The organism is Vibrio sp. 2017_1457_13 (genome assembly GCF_030851525.1).
In the GTDB taxonomy this organism is placed as follows: Bacteria; Pseudomonadota; Gammaproteobacteria; order Enterobacterales; family Vibrionaceae; genus Vibrio; species Vibrio metschnikovii.
Genome location: NZ_VHTA01000006.1, coordinates 237,903 through 261,931, shown reverse-complemented (window position 1 = coordinate 261,931; position 24,029 = coordinate 237,903). Strand labels below are relative to the sequence as shown.

General features: G+C 44.6%; 20 protein-coding genes and 1 tRNA gene. 12 read left to right on the top strand and 9 right to left on the bottom strand.

Annotated features, from left to right (window positions below):
• Nucleotides 1–265: 265 nt before the first annotated feature.
• Together FKN88_RS10545 and FKN88_RS10540 are read right to left on the bottom strand one after the other, a co-directional pair.
• Nucleotides 266–961 carry a response regulator gene (locus FKN88_RS10545; protein WP_154170546.1) on the bottom strand — a complete coding sequence of 232 codons (696 nt, stop codon included), beginning with the start codon at nt 959–961 and terminating at the stop codon, nt 266–268.
• The gene (locus FKN88_RS10540; RefSeq protein ID WP_154170544.1) at nt 951–2,402 is read right to left on the bottom strand and encodes an ATP-binding protein; all 1,452 of its coding nucleotides are present in this window, start codon (nt 2,400–2,402) and stop codon (nt 951–953) included. The genes FKN88_RS10545 and FKN88_RS10540 overlap by 11 nt, the downstream gene beginning before the upstream one ends.
• 94 nt (nt 2,403–2,496) lie before the next feature.
• Here FKN88_RS10540 and nifJ point away from each other — a divergent pair, with 94 nt between their 5' ends.
• Both nifJ and FKN88_RS10530 read left to right on the top strand, forming a co-directional pair.
• On the top strand, nt 2,497–5,793 hold the full coding sequence (nifJ, locus tag FKN88_RS10535; protein ID WP_306687497.1) for a pyruvate:ferredoxin (flavodoxin) oxidoreductase: 3,297 nt from the start codon (nt 2,497–2,499) through the stop codon (nt 5,791–5,793).
• 157 nt (nt 5,794–5,950) lie between these two features.
• Nucleotides 5,951–6,041 (top strand) — tRNA-Ser (locus FKN88_RS10530).
• Between the two features lie 437 nt (nt 6,042–6,478).
• Here the strand turns inward: FKN88_RS10530 and FKN88_RS10525 are convergent.
• Nucleotides 6,479–7,453, bottom strand: a complete 975-nt coding sequence (locus FKN88_RS10525; protein WP_306687498.1) for a transposase — start codon at nt 7,451–7,453, stop codon at nt 6,479–6,481.
• Nucleotides 7,454–7,602: 149 nt separating this feature from the next.
• On the opposite strand from FKN88_RS10525, the gene FKN88_RS10520 reads away from it, so the two are divergent.
• The 6 genes from FKN88_RS10520 to FKN88_RS10495 all read left to right on the top strand — a co-directional run bounded on the left by FKN88_RS10520 (nt 7,603) and on the right by FKN88_RS10495 (nt 12,974).
• The gene (locus FKN88_RS10520; protein ID WP_004394846.1) at nt 7,603–8,559 is read left to right on the top strand and encodes an endonuclease/exonuclease/phosphatase family protein; all 957 of its coding nucleotides are present in this window, start codon (nt 7,603–7,605) and stop codon (nt 8,557–8,559) included.
• A gap of 135 nt (nt 8,560–8,694) precedes the next feature.
• Nucleotides 8,695–9,039, top strand: coding sequence for a YajD family HNH nuclease (locus tag FKN88_RS10515; protein WP_004394845.1), 345 nt, complete (start codon nt 8,695–8,697; stop codon nt 9,037–9,039).
• Between the two features lie 36 nt (nt 9,040–9,075).
• On the top strand, nt 9,076–9,672 hold the full coding sequence (locus tag FKN88_RS10510; protein ID WP_154170538.1) for a TetR/AcrR family transcriptional regulator: 597 nt from the start codon (nt 9,076–9,078) through the stop codon (nt 9,670–9,672).
• Between the two features lie 99 nt (nt 9,673–9,771).
• A complete protein-coding gene (locus tag FKN88_RS10505) occupies nt 9,772–10,809 on the top strand; it encodes an NADP-dependent oxidoreductase (protein WP_154170536.1) in 1,038 nt (345 codons plus the stop codon).
• A gap of 12 nt (nt 10,810–10,821) precedes the next feature.
• The gene (locus tag FKN88_RS10500) at nt 10,822–11,436 is read left to right on the top strand and encodes a glutathione S-transferase family protein (protein WP_187985155.1); all 615 of its coding nucleotides are present in this window, start codon (nt 10,822–10,824) and stop codon (nt 11,434–11,436) included.
• A 137-nt stretch (nt 11,437–11,573) separates the two neighbouring features.
• On the top strand, nt 11,574–12,974 hold the full coding sequence (locus FKN88_RS10495; RefSeq protein ID WP_154170533.1) for an HD-GYP domain-containing protein: 1,401 nt from the start codon (nt 11,574–11,576) through the stop codon (nt 12,972–12,974).
• A 61-nt stretch (nt 12,975–13,035) separates the two neighbouring features.
• On the opposite strand, the gene FKN88_RS10490 is transcribed toward FKN88_RS10495, so the two are convergent.
• The 5 genes from FKN88_RS10490 to FKN88_RS10470 form a co-directional block, all read right to left on the bottom strand.
• Nucleotides 13,036–14,640 carry an ABC-F family ATPase gene (locus tag FKN88_RS10490; protein WP_154170531.1) on the bottom strand — a complete coding sequence of 535 codons (1,605 nt, stop codon included), beginning with the start codon at nt 14,638–14,640 and terminating at the stop codon, nt 13,036–13,038.
• Between the two features lie 218 nt (nt 14,641–14,858).
• On the bottom strand, nt 14,859–16,580 hold the full coding sequence (locus tag FKN88_RS10485) for a SulP family inorganic anion transporter (protein ID WP_154170529.1): 1,722 nt from the start codon (nt 16,578–16,580) through the stop codon (nt 14,859–14,861).
• A 45-nt stretch (nt 16,581–16,625) separates the two neighbouring features.
• Nucleotides 16,626–17,045, bottom strand: coding sequence for a TIGR01244 family sulfur transferase (locus tag FKN88_RS10480; protein WP_154170527.1), 420 nt, complete (start codon nt 17,043–17,045; stop codon nt 16,626–16,628).
• 17 nt (nt 17,046–17,062) lie between these two features.
• Entirely contained in the window at nt 17,063–17,926 is an 864-nt protein-coding gene (locus FKN88_RS10475) for an MBL fold metallo-hydrolase (RefSeq protein WP_154170525.1), read from the bottom strand.
• A 103-nt stretch (nt 17,927–18,029) separates the two neighbouring features.
• Nucleotides 18,030–18,506 carry a YqhA family protein gene (locus FKN88_RS10470; protein WP_040904169.1) on the bottom strand — a complete coding sequence of 159 codons (477 nt, stop codon included), beginning with the start codon at nt 18,504–18,506 and terminating at the stop codon, nt 18,030–18,032.
• 305 nt (nt 18,507–18,811) lie between these two features.
• Here FKN88_RS10470 and phnD point away from each other — a divergent pair, with 305 nt between their 5' ends.
• Genes phnD through phnE (FKN88_RS10450) form a run of 4 tightly spaced genes read left to right on the top strand, consistent with a single transcriptional unit; the run spans nt 18,812 to nt 22,246 of the window.
• Nucleotides 18,812–19,759 carry a phosphate/phosphite/phosphonate ABC transporter substrate-binding protein gene (phnD, locus tag FKN88_RS10465; protein ID WP_306687499.1) on the top strand — a complete coding sequence of 316 codons (948 nt, stop codon included), beginning with the start codon at nt 18,812–18,814 and terminating at the stop codon, nt 19,757–19,759.
• Nucleotides 19,760–19,818: 59 nt separating this feature from the next.
• Nucleotides 19,819–20,637: a phosphonate ABC transporter ATP-binding protein gene (gene phnC, locus FKN88_RS10460; protein WP_306687500.1), complete on the top strand. Its 819-nt coding sequence runs from the start codon at nt 19,819–19,821 to the stop codon at nt 20,635–20,637.
• Entirely contained in the window at nt 20,634–21,440 is an 807-nt protein-coding gene (phnE, locus tag FKN88_RS10455; protein WP_004394833.1) for a phosphonate ABC transporter, permease protein PhnE, read from the top strand. The genes phnC and phnE (FKN88_RS10455) overlap by 4 nt, the downstream gene beginning before the upstream one ends.
• Nucleotides 21,437–22,246 (top strand): phosphonate ABC transporter, permease protein PhnE, encoded by an 810-nt coding sequence (gene phnE, locus FKN88_RS10450; protein WP_154170519.1) that lies wholly within the window; start codon nt 21,437–21,439, stop codon nt 22,244–22,246. Before phnE (FKN88_RS10455) ends, phnE (FKN88_RS10450) begins: the two co-directional genes overlap by 4 nt.
• A 107-nt stretch (nt 22,247–22,353) precedes the next feature.
• Here the strand turns inward: phnE (FKN88_RS10450) and FKN88_RS10445 are convergent, their stop codons facing one another.
• Nucleotides 22,354–23,976: a methyl-accepting chemotaxis protein gene (locus FKN88_RS10445; RefSeq protein ID WP_158144828.1), complete on the bottom strand. Its 1,623-nt coding sequence runs from the start codon at nt 23,974–23,976 to the stop codon at nt 22,354–22,356.
• Nucleotides 23,977–24,029 lie beyond the last annotated feature (53 nt).

Here is a 24,029-nt window from a genome sequence, read left to right as displayed (position 1 = left end):
TTATGTTGATCCGTCGACAAAAATGTACTGGTTATTACTCTGTGTTGTGTTTCGCAAACTATCCCACTATAGATTCACGCCCAACCTGTCTGAATACTTAACCCAAACCCACACCATCGAACCATAATGTGGACATGTGATTACTATAAGTAATTCGATGTATCCATGTTGTATAGATAAAGCGTAGGCGTATATAATTTTTATAAAGAGAGATAATTAAGCAGGATACATACGAGTCAATCTGATGCGAGTCAGTGCTTAACTATCAAACCTCATCCACCAAACGATAACCCACCCCTGTTTCAGTAATAATGTGTTTCGGTTGAGCAGGAATATCTTCGATTTTATGACGCAATTGAGCGACGTGAATACGTACATAATGGTGATGCTCAATATAGTTACTGCCCCATACTTCTTTTAAAATTTGTTTATGAGTCAAAACTTTACCCATGTTTTTGGTCAGTAATTTAAGAATGTTGTATTCGGTTTTCGTTAACTTAACCACTTGTCCATCTTTGGTCACACGCTGTAAAGCTAAATCAATCACGACTCGACCAAATTGATACTGCACTAACTCCTGCTGATCGGGCTGTTCAAATAAACGCAAGGCAACCCGAATTCTTGCCAGCAATTCCTCACTCCCAAATGGCTTAGTCAAGTAATCGTTAGCACCAGCATCAAGGGCGAGTACTTTGTCCGTCTCTCGCTCTCGAGCTGAGATGATAATGATGGGGGTCTGTGTCCAGCTACGCAGCTCTTTGGTCAGCTCAATCCCATCTTTATCCGGTAATCCTAAATCTAATAAAATAAGATGGGGATTCCAATTGGCGATCAACGCAACCCCCTGCTCTGCCGATGAGGCGGTTTTGACCTGATATTGATAACCCGTGATCAGGACATTTAAAAAACGCTGAATAGGTGCTTCATCTTCAATAATTAAGACTTTTATTTCACTGTTCATACAGTTCCTTTAAATCATACAATCGACAAGGAATACTCACATTAAAACAGATGCCTCCGCCCGCAAGGTTATGCGCGCTGATCTCACCTCGGTGAGCTAAAACAATCACCTGACAAATTGCCAAGCCCAACCCAGTACCATCTTTTTGCTGATCATTGAGTCGATAAAATCGTTCAAAAATACGTATTAATTCTGGCTCCGGCACGCCCGGCCCATTATCCTCTACCGTTAAAATAAACCGTCCGTTAGTATAATCGGTCGTGATCGTAATTTGACTGCCTCGCGGAGTATACTTAATGGCATTTTCAAGTAAATTTAAAATAACTTGCTCAATCAGCAAACTGTCCAATTCCACCAACATCGGCGTACTGGTAAACTGAATGTGATGGAATGTCAGTCGCGAGTTCAGACTCGCTAATACGCTGCCAATCAGCTCTTCTGGCTCAACCCAATCAAGCTTAGGGACCAAAGCACCTGTGGTATAACGGGTAATGTCGAGCAATTTAGTTAAACTACGATTCAACCTCCGCCCTTGCTCGGCAATGGACTGTAATAGCTCATCTCGAATCACCGAAGATAAAACAACACCGTTATCTGCTAAGGTCGTTGCCGCGCCAATAATCGTCCCTAAGGGTGTTTTAAGATCATGAGAAACTGACGCTAATAAGGTACTGCGCATCGATTCTAATTGATTGGTGGCCTCCACTTGAGCTAACGCTTGATTGGCCTGAGATCGCGCTAACGACAAACTCAATAAAGACAAAACCCAAGGCTCAACACGTTGTGGCGGCTGATCGGTTTGTATCACTAGTGCTCCCAACTCTCTCTCACGATCTTTTAGCCAATATACCGATGCCGCTGATAACGGCTGATTAGGCTGCCAACTGTCGATATCTGGCAAAGTCCATTTGTCATGCTGGGCGACCAGTCGCCAGTCTGGGGAAGATAAAAACACAGCGCCACGTAATGCTGACTCTTTATTCAAAAACTGTACCGTTGCTTGCGCGATTTGCTCACTAGTGCGCAGCGCTGAAAGATGGCAAGCTAACTGATAATATTTTTTATGCTTATATTGCAAGCGTTTATTTTTCTGTATTTCCTTCCGTTGTGACTGTGTTATATTGATCGCGAATATCCCACTAAAGACCATCACCGCATAAGTAATGATGTGCTGTGCATTCTGAAATCGGAACGAATGATAATCCGGTAACAGAAAGTAATGAAAGATAATGACCCCAGCTAAAGTCATTATATAAGCATAGCTAGGCCGAAGTACCGATGCGCTTAAGATGTTGAGTAATAAGAACAACATCGCCATATCGGTCTCTATCATAACTTGACGGTAAATCACCCCGATGACGGTTATCAAACCGTACAGCAATATCAGTATGATGATTTTATATCCATCGTACTTTTTCAGCATGTTCTGCATCTTAACCATTTTATTTCTCGTGTTTTCGTCACGTTATGTGAGGGAATCATACTTGTTTAGCCTTAAGTCACAACCATTGTGATTAACCAGAGGTTCCAGAGTGATGAATTGGATTACTGATGCTAATACCGCGGTAGCTCAAGTTGCTTACCAATTGAGTGAAGTGATCGCCGTTTACCCGATCACCCCAAGCACAACTATGGCAGAAAAATGTGAGTCATGGGCAGCACAAAAAAGGCCTAATCTTTTAGGGGAAGTGCCTCAGCTGATTGAAATGCAATCGGAAGCAGGAACCATTGCTGTTATACATGGCAGCGCAATGAGTGGGGCGTTAGCAACAACTTTTACCTCATCACAAGGTTTATTATTGATGATACCAACCTTATATAAACTGGTTGGTGAACTCACGCCATGTGTGATTCATGTTGCGGCGCGTGCTTTAGCCACTCATGCTTTATCAATTTTTTGTGATCATTCAGATGTGATGAGCGTGAGACAGACCGGTGTTGCCATGTTATGTGCAACGGATGGCCAGCAAGCGCAAGATATGGCGTTGATTGCGACGCTTTCTTCTTTGCGTTGTCGGTTACCGTTTATTCATTTTTTTGATGGATTTATCACTTCACATGCTCTGACTAATCTTATTCCTCTCGATGAGCAAACCATTAAGCAATTACTTTCCGGTGATGATCTACTTGCGTTTCGTCAGCGAGCCTTAACCCCTGATAGGCCAAGCCTACGTGGTGCAACCGCAGACAGTGATAGCTATTTCCAATGCCGAGAAGCGCAAAATAGCTATCATCAACAAACGCCATCTATCGTACAAAGCATCATGGATGACTTTGCCGCGCATACTGGACGACAATATCATTTAGTCAGCTATACTGGTCACCCACAAGCGACTCAGGTTATTGTGGCACTTGGTTCAGTCACCGAAACCCTGAAAAGCTATGTTGATCAACAGGTCAATCTCGGCCAGAAAATTGGCGTGATCAGCATACATCTTTATCGCCCCTTCCCCAGTGAAGCGCTATTAGAAGCCCTGCCAAATACCGTGCAACAAATCGCAGTGCTAGACAGAACCAAAGAGCCAGGATCGAGCGGAGAACCGTTATATCTTGATGTATTACATGCATTACAAACCCAGCCTCGCTCGATTACTTTATATCGTGGTCGATACGGGTTAGCCGGAAAGCCCTTTTATCCTGAAGATGCTGAGCAAATTTTTAATATGCTTTCGGCTCCTCAAGCGCAACAAAAAAGAGAATTTGTGATCGGTATTTCCGATGACAAGACACATCTCAACTTACCCATCGCCCAACTCACTCATAATGACGACCATTTACAACAAGTGCTGATGTATGGTTATGGGGGAGATGGCAGCGTTTCCGCTGGGAAAAATGTGCTTAAGGTTTTAGGTCAACATTATCAATCGAACGTCAATGCGCAATTTGAGTACGATTCAAAAAAATCACGGAATATTACCACCACTCACTTACGTTTTTCATCACAGCCGATTCGAACGCCTTATCCAATCCGTCAAGCGCAGCTCATTTCACTGAGCCAAGAAGGGTTATTACGGGATATAGACATTAGTACTCACCTCGCTCATCGTGCCATTTTACTGATCAATACCAATAAAACAGGCAGTGAGCTGTGGTATAAAATTCCGACGTCACTACAAGCCGTAATTCAAGCGAAACAAATTCGCGTGATCACCCTTGATGCCGATCAACTGGTGGCAAAACATCAGCTTAACAATAAAACCAGTGTGGTCATGCAGGTCGCCACTACCCTACTGTTAACCAATCAACAAGATAACCAAGCCCTGCTTACCCAACTGCGCAACCTATGTGAACAACAGTTGCAAGGAAAATCGGCCGAGCTGATTACACGAAGTATTGCGTGTATCGAAGCCACACCAGAGAATATTAATTACAATCCTTTTGCTGCTCATGTCGCCTCTAGCTTTATCGTCCCTAGCTTTATCGCCCCTACGCCATGTGCTTCTGCAGAGCCCTTATCGTTAGTTGAACAACTGCTCGCTAGACAAGGAAATAGCTTGCCAGTTTCTGCCTTTCCCGCAGATGGCTGCTGGCCAACCAACACATCGCATCTCGAAAAAAGAGACATTTCCGAGCAGCTACCTGTCTGGTCGGAAGATTTATGCACTCAATGCGGTTACTGCGTCGCGATTTGTCCGCACTCAGCCATTCGAGCGAGAATTGTCGAACCAACAGAAGGCGAAGATTTATCACCATTAAAAACCATGCCTTACCGCTCTCGTCATCAACCAGATGCTATCTATACTTTGCAAGTATCACCCAACGATTGTACTGGCTGTCAGCTGTGCGCTAATGTTTGTCCGGGTAAAGATAAGAAAAATCCTGAACGTAAATCCTTGATGATGGTCGCCAAACCCGATTGTTACGATCAGGAGGTAGGTCAATTTGAACGCTTTGAAGCCTTACCAACACAAAATATTTATCAACAAGAACGTATTGATGTCAAAACGCTTCAACATGTTGAGCCTTACTTTGAATACCCTAATGCCTGCGCTGGATGTGGCGAAACCGCTTATATTCGAACCCTAACTCAACTGTTTGGGGATAGACTATACATTGCTAACGCAACCGGATGCTCTTCTATCTTTGGTGGCAACTTACCGACAACACCTTATAGTCAAAATGCGGATCGACGAGGGCCTGCATGGGCCAATAGCTTATTTGAAGATAATGCCGAGTTTGGTCTGGGTATGAAACTGGCTGTCAAAGCCCTTCAATCACGAGCAGAGCATGTATTAGCCCAACAAGGAGGTTCGGATAACATTCAAGCGTTGAATATTCCTGAACGTCGCCAGCAAATTCAAGCTTTGCAAAATCAGATTGAAGCACAACCTCAACATGCTGAGCTGCATCTTCTTTTGGATTACTTAGTCGAAAAACAAGTATGGCTAATCGGTGGTGATGGCTGGGCCTACGATATTGGATTCGGTGGACTCGATCATGTACTAAGAAGTGGCGAAAACATCAACATATTAGTGCTTGATACTCAATGCTACGCCAATACTGGGGGACAAAAGTCTAAATCAACCCCGCAAGGCCAAACGGCGAAATTATGCAGCGAGCCTAATCCAAATCCAGCGAAAGATTTGATTGAGCTTTACCGCCACGTCTCCGGTGTTTATGTGGCCAGAATTGCACTCGCGGCTAATATGAATCACACCATTAAGACCTTAAAAGCCGCGGGTGAACACCAAGGTCCATCTTTAGTGATCGCATACTCACCCTGTATTGAACACAATTATGACTTAGCACACAGTGCCGAGTTTACTCGCAACTTAGTTAAAAGTGGCGACTGGCCACTCTATGCCGAAGTCGGAGGAAAAGTTACTGAATAACAGCGATAAAACTCAAACCAGCCAGCATGAATATCACTTTACTGGTTGGTTTAAGCCAGTTAAGGAAATAAAAATGCCTTTTTTGCTCGTATTTTATTCACTTGAAATCAAAGGGACTTTACAAGCACTAAGAAGCCTTATATTATTCGCGCCACACGGAGAGATGGCTGAGTGGTTGAAAGCACCGGTCTTGAAAACCGGCGATGGTTAATAGCTATCCTAGGGTTCAAATCCCTATCTCTCCGCCACATTCAAGCCCCTGAGTAATCAGGGGCTTTTCTTGTTTTAAGACGATCAAATGTCACCTAATACAAATAGGTGATACATATGTATTTGATTAAACTGAGCAATAACGTGTTTTATACACGTATTTCCACTCCTGTTGCATTACAGACTTCTCTTGGTTATCCAAGAGAGATTCGTCTCTCCATCTTTATCAAGGACACACACCTACATTTTTCTCTTGGCCATAATGCTGCCTGGCCGCTTAAAAGGACATACACTTATAAATACATTCGATAACGCTGTGATCGATTTAAAAACTAACCTTGATGTGCGATTCAGAAACGGCCTTACTTAGATATAAAAGTAAAACATCAAATAGTTGGGTGATTTCAAAAGAAGGGATTACCACCAGCACAATTACTGGCTCGTTTTTACTAGACTTTAGCAGTTGTTAGGTTGCTTATTCCAAGAGATAAAGCTGTACTCTTTGTTTTTTCAGAAGCACTTTCGCTATTACCGCCTGAGGCCGAGTACCGATAGCTGTCGCGCGCGATTTCTCTAGACCAGTGCAGATTTTTAGCCAATCCTTTGAATTAAAACTTAATCGCGACAAAATATTTGGCATTTTATCGCTCATCGACGCTTTGCCGTCTCGATATTGGCGAGCGGTCCAGTCAACCAACTCTAAATAATCCATCAGACGAAAAGGGATCCCCTCTCGCGGCTCATTAGTTGGGTTACCAATAAATGGATGCAAACAAGGCGCTGTCGCTAAATTTTTATTTAGTGCATCTATTCTGGCTTTTATCGAAGTAAATTCACCGGTTTCTAGGGTATCAGCGATCCCCGCTCGAATCGGGTTTAAATCAACATAAGCCATTGCCGCTACCAATGCTTTTTCATCAAGTAGTGCTTGGCTTTTGAAACGGCTCTCCCAAAAGTGTCCAGTGCAATTGTCTTCTCGGTTAGCTTTACAAGCAATATCGTAATTGAGCTCTTTCATAAACCAGCTCAAGCTCGATAACCTTTCCCGCCAAACTTCAATTAGTTCAATGCAGCGCGTTTGTTCAGCTAGGCTAGTGAGTTGTTTATTTTGCCAACGTTGAATCAAAAACGGTAGCTTGTGCACTTGGCTCCAACGTTCAACGACTTCATGAAATGTGAGTTTTAATGCTCTATTTTGGTTAATATTTACAACCAGATGATAATGATTACTCATAATGGCGTATGCACAAATATCAATGCAATAGACGTTCGTTAACGAATAGATTTTTTGTTCTATCCATTCTCTTCGATGTTCATAACAACGATTGGTCAAGGTATCTTTACCGCATAAAAAGCTACGCCTCACGCAGCGAGAAACGCAGTGATAATAAGATGTTACATCCGTAGAAACCAGTTGTTGTCGAGCGGTGGTCAAAGTAGTGTCCTCCATTAAACGTGAAGGAACCTTAGCAATAAATGATGCATAAATGTGCTACCGAATCACCAAAAAACTAAAAATCATTCTTTTTTCATACTTTTGGTGTGTGTCCTTTAAAAGGAGGTATAAGATCAATTTAAACGCGACTGACGAGAATACTTATGACGATAACCTTGGCCACGATTAACCTGTTTAACTACTTAGAGCCGCCCAACGCATTTTATCAATTTGATAATATATACACCAATGAACAGTGGCAGAAAAAAAACGCTTGGTTTGCAACTAAAATCCAGCAGTTGAACGCGGATGTGATTGGTTTTCAAGAAGTGTTCAGTTTTGCAGCGCTACGCCAACAAATGAATGCTCTGGGTTACCCGCACGTGGTGTGTGTCGATAGTCCAATGATTGAAGATGACTACATTTATCGCCATCCAGTGGTCGCGCTGGCTTCTCGTTACCCTTTAACCCAAGTAAGCCCATTACAAGCTGTTCTCCCTGAGCAAAACCAAGCGTTCAGTTTTCATCGTATTCCTCTGCACGCGACGATTGAAGTCCCAAAACTTGGGGCTATCGATGTGTATGTCGTGCACTTTAAATCTCAGCGCGCTACGGAAGCCGCCCAAGCTCCGAACAATCTGGTGGAAGAATGGCAACAAGAAACTCTTGGCCGTTGGTTATCTACCGTGCAGCGTGGCTTTGAAGTCAATTTAACCCATCAATATATTATTCATACTCGCCAAAAAACTCAGCGCCCGTTTGTACTAATGGGGGATTTTAATAAGCCTTTGCATCATGAAGAGTTTCAAGGTTTGATGTCTCAAGCTTTGTATCGTAAACCAGAAACGCAAGATCCTCTGAGTGATTATGTGTTTTACGACAGTTGGGATATCTATAGCGAAGCAACCGGGCAAATGCGCCAAGCGACTTATTATGCAGGGGCCACGGGATCGGTGCTCGACTACATTCTACTTTCCGCCGACTTTTCTCCCTTATCAACAGCCCCTAAAGGCAATATCAGCGGCTATACGGTTTTGGATCAGCATTTAGTTAACCCAAGTTTTGCTGATGATAGTTTTAGTACCGATCATGCTTTGGTGGCGGTGACAATCACAGTTTAGCTGTTAGTCACCCTCTATTAGGCAAAACCTAGCCCTGAGCGCTTTCTCTCCGACAAAAACCTCATACAAGCTTTGCTCTGCGGCGGCTTTTAGTCTTTAATATCGTCAAAGAAAATTTAAAGATAGGAATGCAATATGTCGTCGGATTTTTACGGTTCGAGTGCCAATTACGCACGTAAAGAAAGTGGTTACCGAGAAAAAGCGCTCAAACTTTACCCATGGGTATGTGGTAAATGTGCTCGGGAATTTGTGTACTCCAACTTGCGCGAGTTAACCGTGCACCATAAAGATCATGATCACACCAATAATCCGGAAGATGGCAGCAATTGGGAGCTGCTATGCTTATATTGTCACGATCATGAGCATTCAAAGTATCTCGAACATGAACGTTACGGCGTTGAGTCAACCGCTAAGCTTGATGAGCACCAAAGCGCGACTTACAACCCGTTTGCCGATTTAGCTAAAATGATGAAAAAATAACTAGACGACTGGTCTAGTTATTTTTATAGTGTCGTCATGAACATGAAAACCAATGATACTCGTCAACATATTTTAGATGTCGGCTACCAACTGGTGGTGAGTAAAGGCTTTACCAATGTTGGCCTATCTGAATTGTTAAAAACCGCTGACGTACCAAAAGGCTCGTTTTATCATTACTTTAAATCGAAAGAGCAATTTGGCGAGGCATTAATCAATGATTACTTTGCTGATTACTCACAGCGAATTCATGACCTATTTGCCGACCAACACGGCACCGCTTACCAGCGATTAATGCGCTATTGGCAATACTGGCATGAGCAAAGTGAAGGTCAGTGCCATGCGCAGCGTTGTTTAGTGGTGAAGTTAAGTGCTGAAGTCGCTGATCTTTCTGATGCGATGCGCATCGCACTATTGAATGGGGCGAATGCCATTATCCATGCGATTGCTCAATGTATTGAGCAAGGGGTCAATGAAGGCTCAATTTACGTTCAGCACAGCCAGCTAACCGCTGAGCTGTTGTATAATTTATGGATTGGCGCGAGCCTACTGAGTAAACTTCGTCAAGATAATCAAGGACTTGATCAAGCACTTATTACCACCGAGCAAATATTACAAGGCAAACCTGTAAGTTAAACCAGTGGCTTGTCTATATAGAATACCGCTATTTCGATAGCGGTTTTTTACCCACGAAAATTAGACGACTGGTCTAATTTAATAACTGGAATTTGATGTATGACTCAAACGATCAACCGCCAAATCGTACTGGCTTCTCGGCCACATGGTGCCCCGACTGACAGTAACTTTCGTTTACAGCACGTGGCCAAACCAACTCCTGCGCAAGGTGAAGTATTACTGCGCACCATTTACCTTTCTCTCGACCCTTATATGCGTGGACGCATGAGCGATGCTAAATCCTATGCTGAACCTGTTGCGATTGATGATGTGATGGTCGGTGGCACTGTATGCCAAGTTGAAACCTCGCATCACCCAGACTTTACTGTTGGTGAGTGGGTGCTTGCTTATACTGGTTGGCAAGATTACGCCATCTCCAATGGTGAAGGCATATTGAAACTGGGGCGAGATCCGATAACCCCTTCCTATGCATTAGGCGTGATGGGGATGCCCGGTTTTACCGCTTACATGGGACTACTGGATATTGGTCAGCCTAAAGCAGGGGAAACCTTGGTTGTCGCCGCAGCAACTGGCCCTGTTGGCGCAACCGTCGGCCAGATTGGCAAAATCAAAGGTTGTCGCGTAGTCGGTATTGCAGGCGGAGAAGAAAAATGCCGTTATGCCAAACAAGTACTGGGATTTGATGAGTGTCTTGATCACAAAGCGGATGATTTTGCTCATCAACTCGCCCAAGCCTGCCCACAAGGCATCGATGTTTACTATGAGAATGTTGGCGGCAAAGTCTTTGATGCGGTATTACCGCTGCTGAATACTTCAGCTCGCGTTCCTGTTTGTGGTTTAGTTTCCCAATATAACGCGACCGGGCTACCGACTGGCCCCGACCGCTTACCACTACTGATGGGCACTCTACTCACTAAGCGCATTCGTATGCAAGGCTTTATCATCTTTGATGATTACGGCGATCGTTATAGCGAATTTACCCGCGAAATGAGTCAATGGCTTGGCCAAGGAAAAATCCACTACCGCGAGCAAATCATCTCCGGTTTAGACAATGCACCACAAACCTTTATCGGTTTACTGGAAGGTAAAAACTTTGGCAAAGTGGTGATTGAAGTCAATCAACCACTTTCAATCTAAAAGGAAAAAATCATGATCATCCTGCATCATCTTAATCAATCACGCTCAAAGCGGATTATCTGGTTACTGGAAGAATTGGGACTCGACTATCAAATTGTCGCTTATCAACGGGATAAAGCGACGTTTCTCGCACCACCCGAACTAAAAACCGTACACCCTCTCGGTAAATCACCTGTCCTTGAAGATGATGGACTGATCGTTACCGAATCGGGGGCGATCACCGATTATTTAATTGACAAATACGGCCGACAATTTGCTCCGCAACGTGGCAGTGTTGATTACGTTCACTATCAACAATGGCTACATTTTGCTGAAAGCTCTGCAATTTTACCGTTATTATTACAGATGTTTGTCGCAAAAGATGGTTGTCAAACCAACTTTTTAAAAGGCTATGCTGATCACGAAGCAGCGCAAGTAATGCGCTATTTTGACCAATCTTTAGCAGATAAAACCTATTTGGTCGCCGAGCAACTCACAGGGGCTGATATCATGATGTCGTTTATTGCTGAGATTTTGGTCAAAGATGGTGTCATCGAACACTATCCAAATATTGCGCGTTATTTGCGTCAGTTGGCCACACACCCCGCTTATCAAAAAGCCAATCAACTCGAAGCGCAATACGCTTAGTCTTAGGGTAATCATCAACATCGCACGGCATAAATTAATGCGGTGCGATTTATCAATACTCGCTGATTTCTCGCCTATCCGCTCGACAATCGACTAAGCTAAGGATATCCGTAACAAGCTATTGAGAGCCGTCCTTAATGCATGAAAATTCGATATTAGAAAACCACATACCGCAACCTTATTCTAAGCCCCTCATGCCGCTCTCTGAACTGATGTTAGCCTTAACTGCCGCACTCGATATGACGGAAGGGCAACCGCCAGAGCATTGTATTCGTTGCTGCTGGATTGGCATGCACATTGGCCAAGCGATTGGCCTAGATGAGACACAACGCCACGATCTGTTTTTTACCTTATTACTCAAAGATGCGGGCTGTAGTAGTAACGCGGCGCGAATTTGTGAGTTATACATGGCCGATGATCGTACATTTAAACGTAATTACAAAACCATCGGCACCAGCTTATCCAGTGCGATAAACTTTGTCATCAAACATGCAGGTGCTGGGCAAAGTTGGATAGAAAGGATCAGCACAACGCTGGATATATTGAAAAATGGCGGTGATTACGCACAAGAATTAATTCAAACTCGCTGCACGCGAGGCGCTGAAATTGCTCGTGAGCTGCGCTTCTCTGAACCAGTTGCGCTAGGTATCCACAGTTTAGATGAACATTGGGATGGCAAGGGCAGACCCGAACAATTGCAGCAAGAACAAATTCCACTTTACTCTCGTATCGCCCTACTCTCTCAAGTGGTGGACGTATTTCAATACCAACACAATCTCTCAACCGCTTTACAAGAAGTGCAATCACGCAGTGGTCAATGGTTTGACCCAGCGTTAGTGGATACTCTGGTCTCTATTGCTAAAACTGAATCGTTTGTTGATGGGCTCAAAGCGCAAGATATACGCCAACGTATAATGGCAATGGCTCCGGCTCAAGCGAATATTTATCTCGATGATGATTATTTCGATGATATTGTTAGTGCCTTTGGCAAAATTGTCGACGCGAAAAGTCCCTATACCGCCGATCACAGCCAACGCGTAGCGATATATGCTGATTTGATCGCCGAACAGCTAGGTATTGACCCGCTCGAACGTCGTTGGCTAAAACGCGCGGCTTTGCTGCATGACTTGGGTAAACTTGGGGTCAGTAATACCATTTTGGATAAACCCGATAAGCTCAACGATCAAGAATGGGAAGCCGTTAAAGCTCACGCCTCACTTACTGAACAAATATTAATCAACATCTCAGCTTTCCGCTCTTTGGCAACCATTTCAGCCGCTCATCACGAGAAACTCGATGGGACCGGTTATCCGCGACAATTAGCAGGCGAAGAGATTTCACTAATGACTCGGATCATCACTACCGCTGACATCTTCGATGCGATTACCGCTGAAAGGCCATATCGCGGCGCGATTCCTATCCCTCAGGCACTAGCAATAATGCAAGACAACCTACACACCGCGATTGATGTGGATTGCTTTAATGCATTAACCATCGCGATTAAAAAACTGCCTGAGTGGCAATCAATCGATCTTTAATAAGACCATAAAGATGAACCGCCACGATTATCTAACCATCGTGGCGATCGGTATAACAAACCTAAGCGGCGCTGAGGATTTTCTCTTGGTGAGCAAGATACTCGTCATAAGTGCCTTGAAACACCTGTAGCCGTTTATCTTTGATCTCAATAATCGATGTCGCCAGCGAAGATACAAACTCTCGGTCATGGCTAACAAAAATCAAAGTGCCTTTATAACCTTTTAATGCGGTGTTTAGCGCTTCAATCGCTTCCATATCCATGTGGTTAGTGGGTTCATCCATCACCAAAACGTTAACGTCTAACATCATCAATTTACCAAACATTAAGCGGTTCTTTTCTCCACCGGAGCAGCTTTTGGCTTTTTTGTTGGCATCATCAGCACTAAACAGCAAACGCCCCAAAATACCACGCACAATCAGATCATCATGCTTTGCGGTGCGCCATTGTGAAATCCACTCAAAGACGGTTAAATCGTTATCAAAATCGGCGGTATTGTCTTGAGGACAATAACCGATGGAGGCATTTTCTGACCATTTGACTACGCCTTGCGTTTGAGCCAATTCACCGACTAAACAGCGCAATAAGGTACTTTTACCGACACCATTTTCACCAATTACCGCCAATCGAGTTCCCGCTTCTAGCAACAAGTTACCTTTTTCAAATAATGGCCCTTCATCGAAGGCATGCGCTAACTCTTGTAGCTCAAGGGCTTGGCGATGTAGTTTTTTCCCTTCACCAAAGGTAATATGTGGACTTACTCGGCTACTTGATTTCACTTCATCAAGCTTAATTTTATCCATTTTCTTGGCACGTGAACTGGCTTGCTTAGCTTTTGAAGCATTGGCACCAAAACGGTTGACGAAATCTTGTAACTCATTCAACTCAGCGGTTTTTTTGGCATTCCCCGCTAGCAGTTGCTCACGAATTAAGCTTGATGCTTCTAAGAAATAATCATAATTACCCGGATAAATCCGCAGCTCACCATAATCAATATCAGCCATATGGGTACAGACGGCATTTAAGAAGTGGCGATCGTGAGAGATGATGATCATGGTACATTTACGCTGCTTCAACTCTTCTGCTAACCAGTTAATGGTATGAATGTCCAAGTTGTTGGTCGGCTCATCAAGCAATAAAATATCGGGGTTAGCAAACAGAGCTTGCGCTAATAAGACACGCAGTTTCCAACCAGGAGCGACTTGCTGCATCAAACCAAAATGCAGCGATTCTTCAATGCCTGCTTGCAGTAGAATATCTCCCGCGCGACTTTCCGCAGTATAACCATCCATCTCGGCAAATTCGCTTTCTAGCTCAGCGACGGCCATGCCATCGGCTTCACTCATTTCAGGTAATGCGTAAATTCGTTCACGTTCTTGTTTAATTTCCCACAGCTTACGATCGCCCATGATCACGGTATCAATCACGCTAAATTGCTCAAAGGCGAATTGATCTTGACTCAACACGCCGAGCTTCAAACCAGGCGTCATCGAAACGTTACCAGAGCTTGGTGTCAGCGCACCACTGAGGATCTTCATGAATGTCGACTTACCACATCCATTCGCACCGATTAACCCATAGCGGTTACCGTTGCCGAATTTAGCAGAAATGTTTTCAAATAAGGGTTCTGCACCAAATTGCATGGTGATGTTGGCAGTAGAGATCAAAGAAGTCTTCCTAGGTATGAATATGAACGAGCCGTTGGGTGACAACCGATAACGGTCACACACCAATTAATAGGTATTGATACCGTAATGATACCCCGACATCGGACTGGCCATCGGTGAACATCATCAGGGTATAGATAGGCGGCGAATTATACAGGTTTATCACACAAATGATAGATATGAGAGATTAATCACAGAAGTCTTCCCATGGTGTAGCGTTAGATTCGCCAGTCCTCATCGGGATGCTCAGCTTGAGTTAAGTAGCTAAAAGCTTGAAATTGGCTGATAAAAATTTGCCCTGTGAAATGCTCTAAAAACGTTGAGCGTTGTATTTCATCCATCACGGGGCCTTTGACCTCAGACAAATGCATAGTAATACCCGATTGAGCAACACGCTCTGCGATTAAATGTAAGCTCTCCAAGGCACTACTATCGATACGATTGACCCCAGAAAGCATCAACACTAAATGCTGGGTTTCAGGGTAGCTAGCTAAATACTCTGGGATTTTATCTTCTAAATAACGGGCATTGGCAAAATATAAGCTTTCATCGATGCGTAAAGTTAATACCGTTTTACTTTGCTTAACTTGAAAACGCTGCACATTACGAAAATGTTCACTACCTTCGATTAATCCCACCACCGCGATGTGCGGCTGACTGGTTCGCCATAAAAAAATCACTAATGAGAGCAGCACGCCAATGATGATCCCCCACTCAATATTGATAAAGAGCACTCCAACAATGGTACTTAACATCACCACGCCATCGCTTTTTGCGGCGCGCCAGGTGGTAAAAATGGCTTTGATATCAATCAAAGCCGATACTGCAACAATAATAATCGCCGCTAAAACCGCGTGAGGAAGATAGCTAAACAATGGAGTAAAATACAGTACCGTGATGCCAATCCCTATCGCGGTCAACATGCCCGCCAATGGCGTTTCCGCTCCCGCATCATAGTTAACCACTGAGCGCGACAAGCCACCAGTGACCGGAAACCCACCCTGTATCGCAGAGGCAATATTCGCCCCACCCAAAGCAATCAACTCTTGGTTTGGTTCAATCCGTTGACGTCTTTTCGCCGCTAACGTTTGGCCAACCGACGCTGACTCAACAAACCCGACCACGCTGATCAGCAGCGCTGCAGGCAACAGTTGAACCATTAAGTTGGTTTCAAACACGGGCATAACCAAACTTGGTAACCCCGTCGGGATAGCGCCAACTACACTCACCCCTTGAGTGTGCTGTGGAAAGTAATCAATGATCAAGATGCTTGCGACCATGACCATCACCGGCAGTAATTTGGTGATATGGCCCGCCCACGATGCAGAGCAGCCAAGGTTTTGTAATAAAGAGGAGAAATAACGTCGGCCAAGCACCAATAGTACTAAACTCCCCAGCCCCAGCCATAAGGTCGGATAGTGCACAGCAGCCAACACTTCATTGAGCGAGCCATCGGCTACTGATAAGCCCAGTAACTTAGGTAATTGTCCCAAAATAATCACAACGCCAGAGGCGGTCATAAAACCAGATAGTACTGAATGACTTAAAAACGTCGTTAAAAAGCCTAAGCGAAACACCGCCATGATTAACAGCATCAGTCCAGATAAAAACGCCAGCGTCGCCGCAGCCGTTACATAAGCGTGTGTCCCAACATCATGTAAAGGCGCAATCGCTTCTGCGGTCATTAACGAAATCACCGCAACGGGGCCAACAGCCAACGTTTTGCTGGTCCCCAACAGGGTGTAAGCCACCAGCGGTAAAATACTGGCATATAGGCCATAAACTGGAGGTAAACCAGCCACAATCGCATAAGCTAAACTTTGTGGCACCAGCATCAAGGTGACAATGATCGCCGCCACTCCGTCTTTGCTGGCAGCCTGACGAGTGTATTCCGGCAACCAAGTCACGATGGGCAGATATTGACGCCAAGCTAGCTTCATTGGCTGATCCCTATTTACTTTAATTTCAACTCACCGCGCTTGTGCTTAACGCTGAGCAAATCGCTCGCCGAGACCATCAAGCTTAAAGCCTTGCTTGGTAGCAACCTGCAAACGCTCACTGAACATCGCGCTATCTTGACTTGCCAATGACCACAACATACTAGAACGGGTTCCCGTGCGACAAAAAGCTAAGATAGGTTGAGGGAGCGTCTGTAACAATTCACCAAATTGATGGATCTGAGCTTCGCTAATTTGGCCACCCACCACGGGTAAATGAACATAAACTAAACCAAGCTGATCGGCATGTTGTTCAATCACTTGATTCAATGGCTGGCCACTTTCCTCGCCATCGGGCCGATTATTGATCACCGATTTAAAACCTAAACCAGCGATCTGTTCGATATCACTTGGCTCAATTTGCGGTGCAACGGTCAGTTGTGGGGTTAATGTAATCAATGTCAACATCAGACTATCCTTGTTAGTTAAACTTTATTAAGCGGAATTTTTAGATACTGAACACCATTGTCTTCAGCCGGAGGTAATACGCCAGCACGCATATTGACCTGAACCGAGGGCAAGATCAAAGTCGGCATCGATAACGTCGCATCCCGAGCTTGACGCATGGCGACAAACGCCGCTTCTTCCACGCCATGACCAACATGAATATTATGCACACGCTCTTCACCAATCGTGGTTTGGAAAAGAAACTCTTCTCGCCCCGGCGCTTTGTAGTCATGGCACATAAATACGCGCGTTTCATCGGGTAAAGTGAACAGTTTTTGAATGGAGTGATAGAGCGTTTTGGCATCCCCGCCCGGAAAATCACAACGCGCGGTACCGTAATCAGGCATAAACAGCGTATCACCAACAAAAGCACTGTCACCAATCAGGTAAGTCATACACGCTGGTGTGTGTCCCGGAGTATGAATCGCTTTGGCCTGAAGGTTACCTACCGTGAATGACTCCTGATCGGTAAATAAATGATCAAACTGGCTGCCATCTGCGGCAAAATCCTGTTCTGTGTTAAACAACTTTCCAAAGGTATCTTGAACCACGGTAATCTGTTGACCTATCGCCAGTTTACCGCCCAGTCGTTGCTTGAGGTAAGGCGCGGCACTTAAGTGATCGGCATGGACATGGGTTTCTAAAATCCACTCCACTGATAAGCCTTGTTGTTCAACAAAGGCGACCACTTTATCGGCGGACTCATAAGATGTTCTGCCTGATGCTGGTTGGTAATCCAGCACAGAGTCGATGATTGCACATTTCGATGAACTCGGGTCGACCACCACGTAACTGTAAGTAAACGTGTTAGCATCAAAAAATTCATGAACATTAGGTTTCATTACAATCCCCCCACCACAATGATTAGCAAATGCTTATTTAGGTTATACTAATTCATCATCGCACGTTTTGCCAGTGATACGAGTAAAATTTGTCCATTTACTGTTACTTCATCGATTTCCACGCCCAAATCGCCGCAGCAATCACCATACTCATCCCTGCGCCTAAATACAGCGTTTCAATACTGGCACCCACTTCCACCAAATGCTCAAGGAAAAGAATGATCATGATCACCACCGCCACTTGCAATAAAGTGATTTTTAAATCATGAAAATTTCTAATCGCGAGAGCAGAAAGAAAGGGACTCGCCTCCAAAGCTGATGGGCGAATAAAAAGACGATATAAACTGGCGGCAATGATTTGAAAGGTAATCGCAATCAGTGAGATATCTAAGACTTTTAGCAACCTCACCGCCAACATTTTGCCTTGAGTAACGCCAGATGGAATTCCGCCCCACAAATTACTGACAATACCGAACATAATCGACAGCACAACGAGATATAAGATCACCGCAGCAACAAAACTGGTCACGATAACCGCTAACACTAAAAATCGACTACTACCAAATAAACGATCCATCATAATGATTACTCTTTTTAACCCAGAGATAAGCAGCTCAGGTACATAAAACCGCTGTTTTTAAACTTACTTTGATAAGCAACTTATAATCTATCATAGCTGATCACTCGATGGGGAAAGCCAATGACGACCTTTGTGAGCATCCCAGCATCCGCCATCAAAAGTAAGTACAACGCCAGTCTTTTACCCATTACGCATCACTAAAAATAATCATTGTCATCAAGCCTTAACGGTTTATTCACATAAAAGTCACCTTTCCCTTCTACCGTTTACCAACTTGTTTAAGGACGACAACCTGAGGTTTTATCATGAAATTGTTAGCTCAATGCGTCGCATTGGCGTTAATCGCAACGCCACTTGCTCACGCACAATTCTCTCTCGATTCACGCTATAAAGATAACGATGGTGATCTGGTCGCCGATATCCCCAGTAATGCGTCAGCTTGGGTGAACCCATCAACATTGATTTTTGCCTATACGCCCGTCGAAGACCCTGCCGTTTATGCGGATGTCTGGAAACCATTTTTAGACCATATGGCCAAAATAACAGGAAAACGTGTCCAATTTTTCCCAGTTAACTCTAACGCCGCACAAATTGAAGCCATGCGTTCAGGACGTTTACACATCGCTGGATTTAACACAGGTTCAAACCCATTAGCCGTCGCGTGCGCGGGTTTTCGTCCTTTTGCGATGATGGCCAGAGAAGACGGCAGCTACGGTTATGAAATGGAAATCATTACCTACCCAACGTCTGGAATTGAAAAGATTGAAGATCTGCGTGGTCGCACCTTGGCATTTACTGCAGAAACCTCTAACTCGGGATTTAAAGCGCCACAAGCGTTACTTGAAGCGAGTTATCAATTAACCGCAGGCAAAGATTATACCCCCGCCTTCTCGGGTGCTCACGATAACTCCATTTTAGGCGTGGTTAACCGCGACTATGATGCTGCTGCCATTGCCAATTCTGTTGCCAAGCGCATGGTCGCAAGAAACGTGATTAACCCAGACAGCTATAACACGATCTTTAAATCGGAAAGTTTCCCAACCACAGGTTATGGCGTGGTTTACAACCTACACCCAGATTTACAACAAAAAATCCGCCAAGCCTTTTTCAGTTTTGATTGGAAAGGTACAGCGATGGAAAAAGAATTCTCTCAGTCGGGTGAAGCACAATTTATCCCTATTACCTTTAAAGAACACTGGTCTGTGGTGCGTGAAATCGATCAAGCCATGGGGGTTCAATACACCTGTCGTTAACCCTTAAACGCCAGATGATACTGATCATCTGGCGCTTTTTATCATCAAGGAGTGGATTCATGCTGACCATCAATGGATTAACCAAAACTTATCCAACGGGCGATAAAGCCCTCAATAACGTTTCATTCAGTGTGCCTAAAGGGCAAGTTGTTGGCTTAATTGGCCCTTCAGGAGCTGGGAAATCAACCTTAATTCGCTGTATTAATCGCTTAGTCGAGCCCAGTGACGGGCAAATTATTTTAAATGACTTAACGGTCAATCAACTTTCTCAAACTCAGTTACGACAAGCAAGACGAAAAATTGGCATGATCTTTCAAGAATATGCCCTCGTTGATCGCTTAACGGTGATGGAGAACGTCCTCTCGGGACGATTAGGTTATGTCTCGTTTTGGCGCAGTTTTTGGCGACAATACCCCGAACAAGACATCAGCAACGCTTATCGCCTTTTAGATCGTGTGGGCTTACTTCAACATGCTGACAAAAGAGCCGATGCATTATCTGGCGGACAACGCCAACGGGTAGGTATTGCTCGTGCTCTAGCTCAAGATCCAGAACTGCTGTTGATTGACGAGCCAACCGCGAGCTTAGATCCTAAAACCAGTCGCCAAGTGATGCGTTTATTGGTTGAAATGTGCAACGAACGTGGCTTACCAGCGATCATTAATATTCATGATGTGGTCCTCGCTCAGCAGTTTACCGACCGAATTATTGGCTTAAAAGCCGGTGAGGTGGTGTTCGATGGATCTCCACAGCAGCTAACAGAAAGTGTATTGACTCGAATTTACGGTGAAGAGGATTGGACCAGCATGCGCCAGCCAGAATCATCCATTGACACAGAACTGGCCTCTCAAGCTCATCGTTCATTGGTGAATGCATGAACCCAGTACCTTATTCAACTCAATGGCGCAAACCGCCACAGATCATTAAAAGTCGCGTTTGGCGATGGGTGATTACTCTTTTGTGCCTAATCTATTTATGGTTCGCGATTGGCAGTATAGATATTAACTGGCTAAGGATTTACGAAGGATTAGAACGGGCACAGCGCTTTATTGGTGGATTCTTACAGCCTGATTTTTCCACTCGCTGGCGAGATATTTCCGCTGGAATGATCGAAAGTTTAACCATGACTTTAACTTCCACTGTGGTGGGTATTGCTTTAGCGATTCCGGTTGGACTTGGCGCAGCTCGCAACTTAAGTCCAACTTGGGTTTATATGATTTGTCGTGCTTTTATTGCTCTTAGTCGCTCTTTACAAGAAATTATCGTCGCAATCTTTTTCGTCGCTTTATTTGGCTTTGGTGCTTTTGCTGGCTTTTTGACCTTAACTTTCGCCACGATTGGTTTTATCGGTAAATTACTGGCAGAAGAAATTGAGGGCATCGACCCCGCCCCTATTGAGGCGATTAAAGCCACTGGCGCATCATGGTTACAGTGGATTAATTATGCTATTCAGCCACAGGTGTTACCGCGTCTACTTGGGTTGTGCTTATACCGACTCGATATTAACTTTCGTGAGAGTGCCGTAATCGGCATTGTTGGAGCCGGTGGCATTGGCGCAACACTCAATACCTCTCTCTCGCGCTACGAATATGACAGTGCTGGCGCCATTCTCTTACTAATTATTGCGATTGTGATGCTCAGTGAATATGCTTCTGGCTATCTACGGAAATACGTGAAATGAATCCTCTCAACTCAAGCCTAACTTGGCAATATCGTACGCCAAAGACTCAATTGTTACTTTGGGTTGGTTGGATGTTACTGCTGGCTTTGTTTATTTATTGCTGGAATGTCATGACAGAACATACCATGTGGGTGTTCGTCTACGATGCTCCTCAAGCCGCTGCTGATTTAATAGACAGAGCCTTTCCTCCCCGTTGGTCTTATATGGAGCGCTTATGGTCGCCATTGTGGGACACGCTCAATATGGCAACCTTAGGTACGTTACTGGGCGTCATTCTGGCTACGCCACTGGCTTTTTTAGCCGCCAGTAATACCACACCCTCTAGAGTATTGGTGAGACCAATTGCTTTGTTTGTCATTGTCGCCTCTCGCTCAATTAACTCTTTGATCTGGGCACTGCTGCTGGTTTCGATTCTTGGCCCTGGTCTACTGGCTGGCATTTTAGCCATTGCACTGCGATCCATCGGTTTTGTCGGCAAATTATTGTATGAAGCGATTGAAGAGACCGAACTGACTCAAATTGAAGCAATAACCGCCACGGGGGCAAGTCAAGCGCAGGTTTTAAATTATGCGATTGTGCCGCAAGTATTACCTACGTTTTTTGGGATCAGTGTTTTTCGTTGGGATATTAATATTCGCGAAAGTGCGATCTTAGGTTTAGTTGGAGCGGGTGGCATCGGCATGCAATTGCAATCTAGTTTAAATGTCCTCGCTTGGCCTCAAGTCACCTTGATTATTTTAGTCATCTTGGCAACGGTCGTCGTAAGTGAATGGATCTCTGCCAAGGTCCGTCAAGCAGTGATTTAATGGGGTTAGCTCTTAATATTCAACGTTAGGGCAATAACAAAGTGGAGAGCTCTTCTCCACTTTGTTGTCTTTATCCGACTCAATAACAACCGATATAAACTCGGTTGTTATACTTTAAAACGCTGTAACTGCTCATCCAATTGGTTAGCACTATCAGCTAGATGCTGGCTTTGTTCAGCCAAATCTTGCGCCGATTGGCTAATATGATCAGCCGACAGATTAATATGACTGACATTGCTGTTCATCTCTTCAGCTACGGTATCTTGCTGCTCTGCCGCGGTGGCAATTTGGGTCACCATGTCATTCGCTCGAGTCAGCTCTGTCACCATCTGTTTTAACATTTGCTTAGTTTCGGTTGCGGTTTGAACATTTTCTGTCACACGACTATGACACTGCTTCATCGCTTGTGACGCACTGCCCGCTCTGGCAATTAAGGACTCGATGGTTTGCTGAATTTGATGCGTCGATTGCTGAGTACGGCCAGCCAAATGACGCACTTCATCAGCAACCACCGCAAAGCCGCGACCTTGCTCTCCTGCCCGCGCGGCTTCAATCGCCGCATTTAAGGCCAATAAGTTAGTTTGTTCAGAGATGGCTTGAATCACATCAACAATTTCATTGATCCCCGCGACATCATTCCGCAGCGCTTCAACCAATTGATCGGTTTGCGAGACCTCTTGAGATAGCTGTTCGATGTTTTGCTCCGTTCTCTCCATCATGCTATTACAACTTAACGCTTGATTGGCGACATCGTCGGTCGAAGCGGCGGTTTGCTCGGCATTTTGCGCCACATCGCGAATGGTCGCATTCATTTCATTCATGGCGGTCGCTAACTGCTCCAATTGCATGCGCTGCGATTGGGTACTGGTTGCGGTTTCTTCACTAGCCGAAGCGATTGACGACGCCATCTCAGCGGCATTCATCGCTGACTGCTTGGCGGTAATTAAAGCTTGATGGGTACTTTCGATCATTGAATTTATCGAACGCCCTAAACTAGCAATCTCATCCCGTCCTTTAGGATTAAAACGCACCGTCATATCCCCTTGCGCTGCCCGCTGTACTTTGGTGACAAACAGAGCCAGAGGGTCGGTAATGTTTTTACCGATAATGCTCGAAAACAGTAAAGTAATCACCACGCCCGCCAAAGCAAAGCCAACATAAAATAAGGCATTGTGATACACCGTTTGATTGATATCGTTAACGATAACGCCGGTACCAATGACCCAATTCCAACCATTGGCTTGTGCAACATAGGAAATTTTGTCCTCAATCGGACCATTCGGTGGCACAAAAGTGTATTCGACAAACCCAGCGCCTTGACGTTGAACAACCTGTGCCATTTGTTGCCAATGAAAACGACCAGAACCATCACGTACCTGACTCATATCTTGATTGGTCATTTCTGGGCGCAGAGGATGCAGTACTAGACGAGCATTAGCCGTCATCACCCAAAAATAGTTACCATTGTCATATCGGAGTGCCTTGATCGCTTCGATCGCTCGTTGCTTAGCTTCTTCTTCACCAATTCTTGGTGCTAAACGAGCATAATAATCAACTAAACTGACCACTGATTGGACTTGATTTTCAACACTTTGTTGGCGTTCTTGAAAGGCCATTTCTCGTAACTTACTTACCCCGTAGAGGCTGATAAGCACAATAATGGCCAGAGAAATGAGTTCGATCACCAAGATTTTCTGACGAACGTTGAGGGCTCTAAGTATCTTTAACATAGTGTATTCCTAGCGCAAGCGTAATGACGGGCATTTTTGCCTCTGTATGATGA

Coding starts and splice junctions, on each gene's coding strand:
- FKN88_RS10545 (WP_154170546.1), bottom strand. CDS start 961: ATGAACAGTGAAATAAAAGTCTTAATTATTGAAGATGAAGCACCTATT.
- FKN88_RS10540 (WP_154170544.1), bottom strand. CDS start 2,402: ATGGTTAAGATGCAGAACATGCTGAAAAAGTACGATGGATATAAAATC.
- nifJ (WP_306687497.1), top strand. CDS start 2,497: ATGAATTGGATTACTGATGCTAATACCGCGGTAGCTCAAGTTGCTTAC.
- FKN88_RS10525 (WP_306687498.1), bottom strand. CDS start 7,453: ATGGAGGACACTACTTTGACCACCGCTCGACAACAACTGGTTTCTACG.
- FKN88_RS10520 (WP_004394846.1), top strand. CDS start 7,603: ATGACGATAACCTTGGCCACGATTAACCTGTTTAACTACTTAGAGCCG.
- FKN88_RS10515 (WP_004394845.1), top strand. CDS start 8,695: ATGTCGTCGGATTTTTACGGTTCGAGTGCCAATTACGCACGTAAAGAA.
- FKN88_RS10510 (WP_154170538.1), top strand. CDS start 9,076: ATGAACATGAAAACCAATGATACTCGTCAACATATTTTAGATGTCGGC.
- FKN88_RS10505 (WP_154170536.1), top strand. CDS start 9,772: ATGACTCAAACGATCAACCGCCAAATCGTACTGGCTTCTCGGCCACAT.
- FKN88_RS10500 (WP_187985155.1), top strand. CDS start 10,822: ATGATCATCCTGCATCATCTTAATCAATCACGCTCAAAGCGGATTATC.
- FKN88_RS10495 (WP_154170533.1), top strand. CDS start 11,574: ATGCATGAAAATTCGATATTAGAAAACCACATACCGCAACCTTATTCT.
- FKN88_RS10485 (WP_154170529.1), bottom strand. CDS start 16,580: ATGAAGCTAGCTTGGCGTCAATATCTGCCCATCGTGACTTGGTTGCCG.
- FKN88_RS10480 (WP_154170527.1), bottom strand. CDS start 17,045: ATGTTGACATTGATTACATTAACCCCACAACTGACCGTTGCACCGCAA.
- FKN88_RS10475 (WP_154170525.1), bottom strand. CDS start 17,926: ATGAAACCTAATGTTCATGAATTTTTTGATGCTAACACGTTTACTTAC.
- FKN88_RS10470 (WP_040904169.1), bottom strand. CDS start 18,506: ATGATGGATCGTTTATTTGGTAGTAGTCGATTTTTAGTGTTAGCGGTT.
- phnD (WP_306687499.1), top strand. CDS start 18,812: ATGAAATTGTTAGCTCAATGCGTCGCATTGGCGTTAATCGCAACGCCA.
- phnC (WP_306687500.1), top strand. CDS start 19,819: ATGCTGACCATCAATGGATTAACCAAAACTTATCCAACGGGCGATAAA.
- phnE (WP_004394833.1), top strand. CDS start 20,634: ATGAACCCAGTACCTTATTCAACTCAATGGCGCAAACCGCCACAGATC.
- phnE (WP_154170519.1), top strand. CDS start 21,437: ATGAATCCTCTCAACTCAAGCCTAACTTGGCAATATCGTACGCCAAAG.
- FKN88_RS10445 (WP_158144828.1), bottom strand. CDS start 23,976: ATGTTAAAGATACTTAGAGCCCTCAACGTTCGTCAGAAAATCTTGGTG.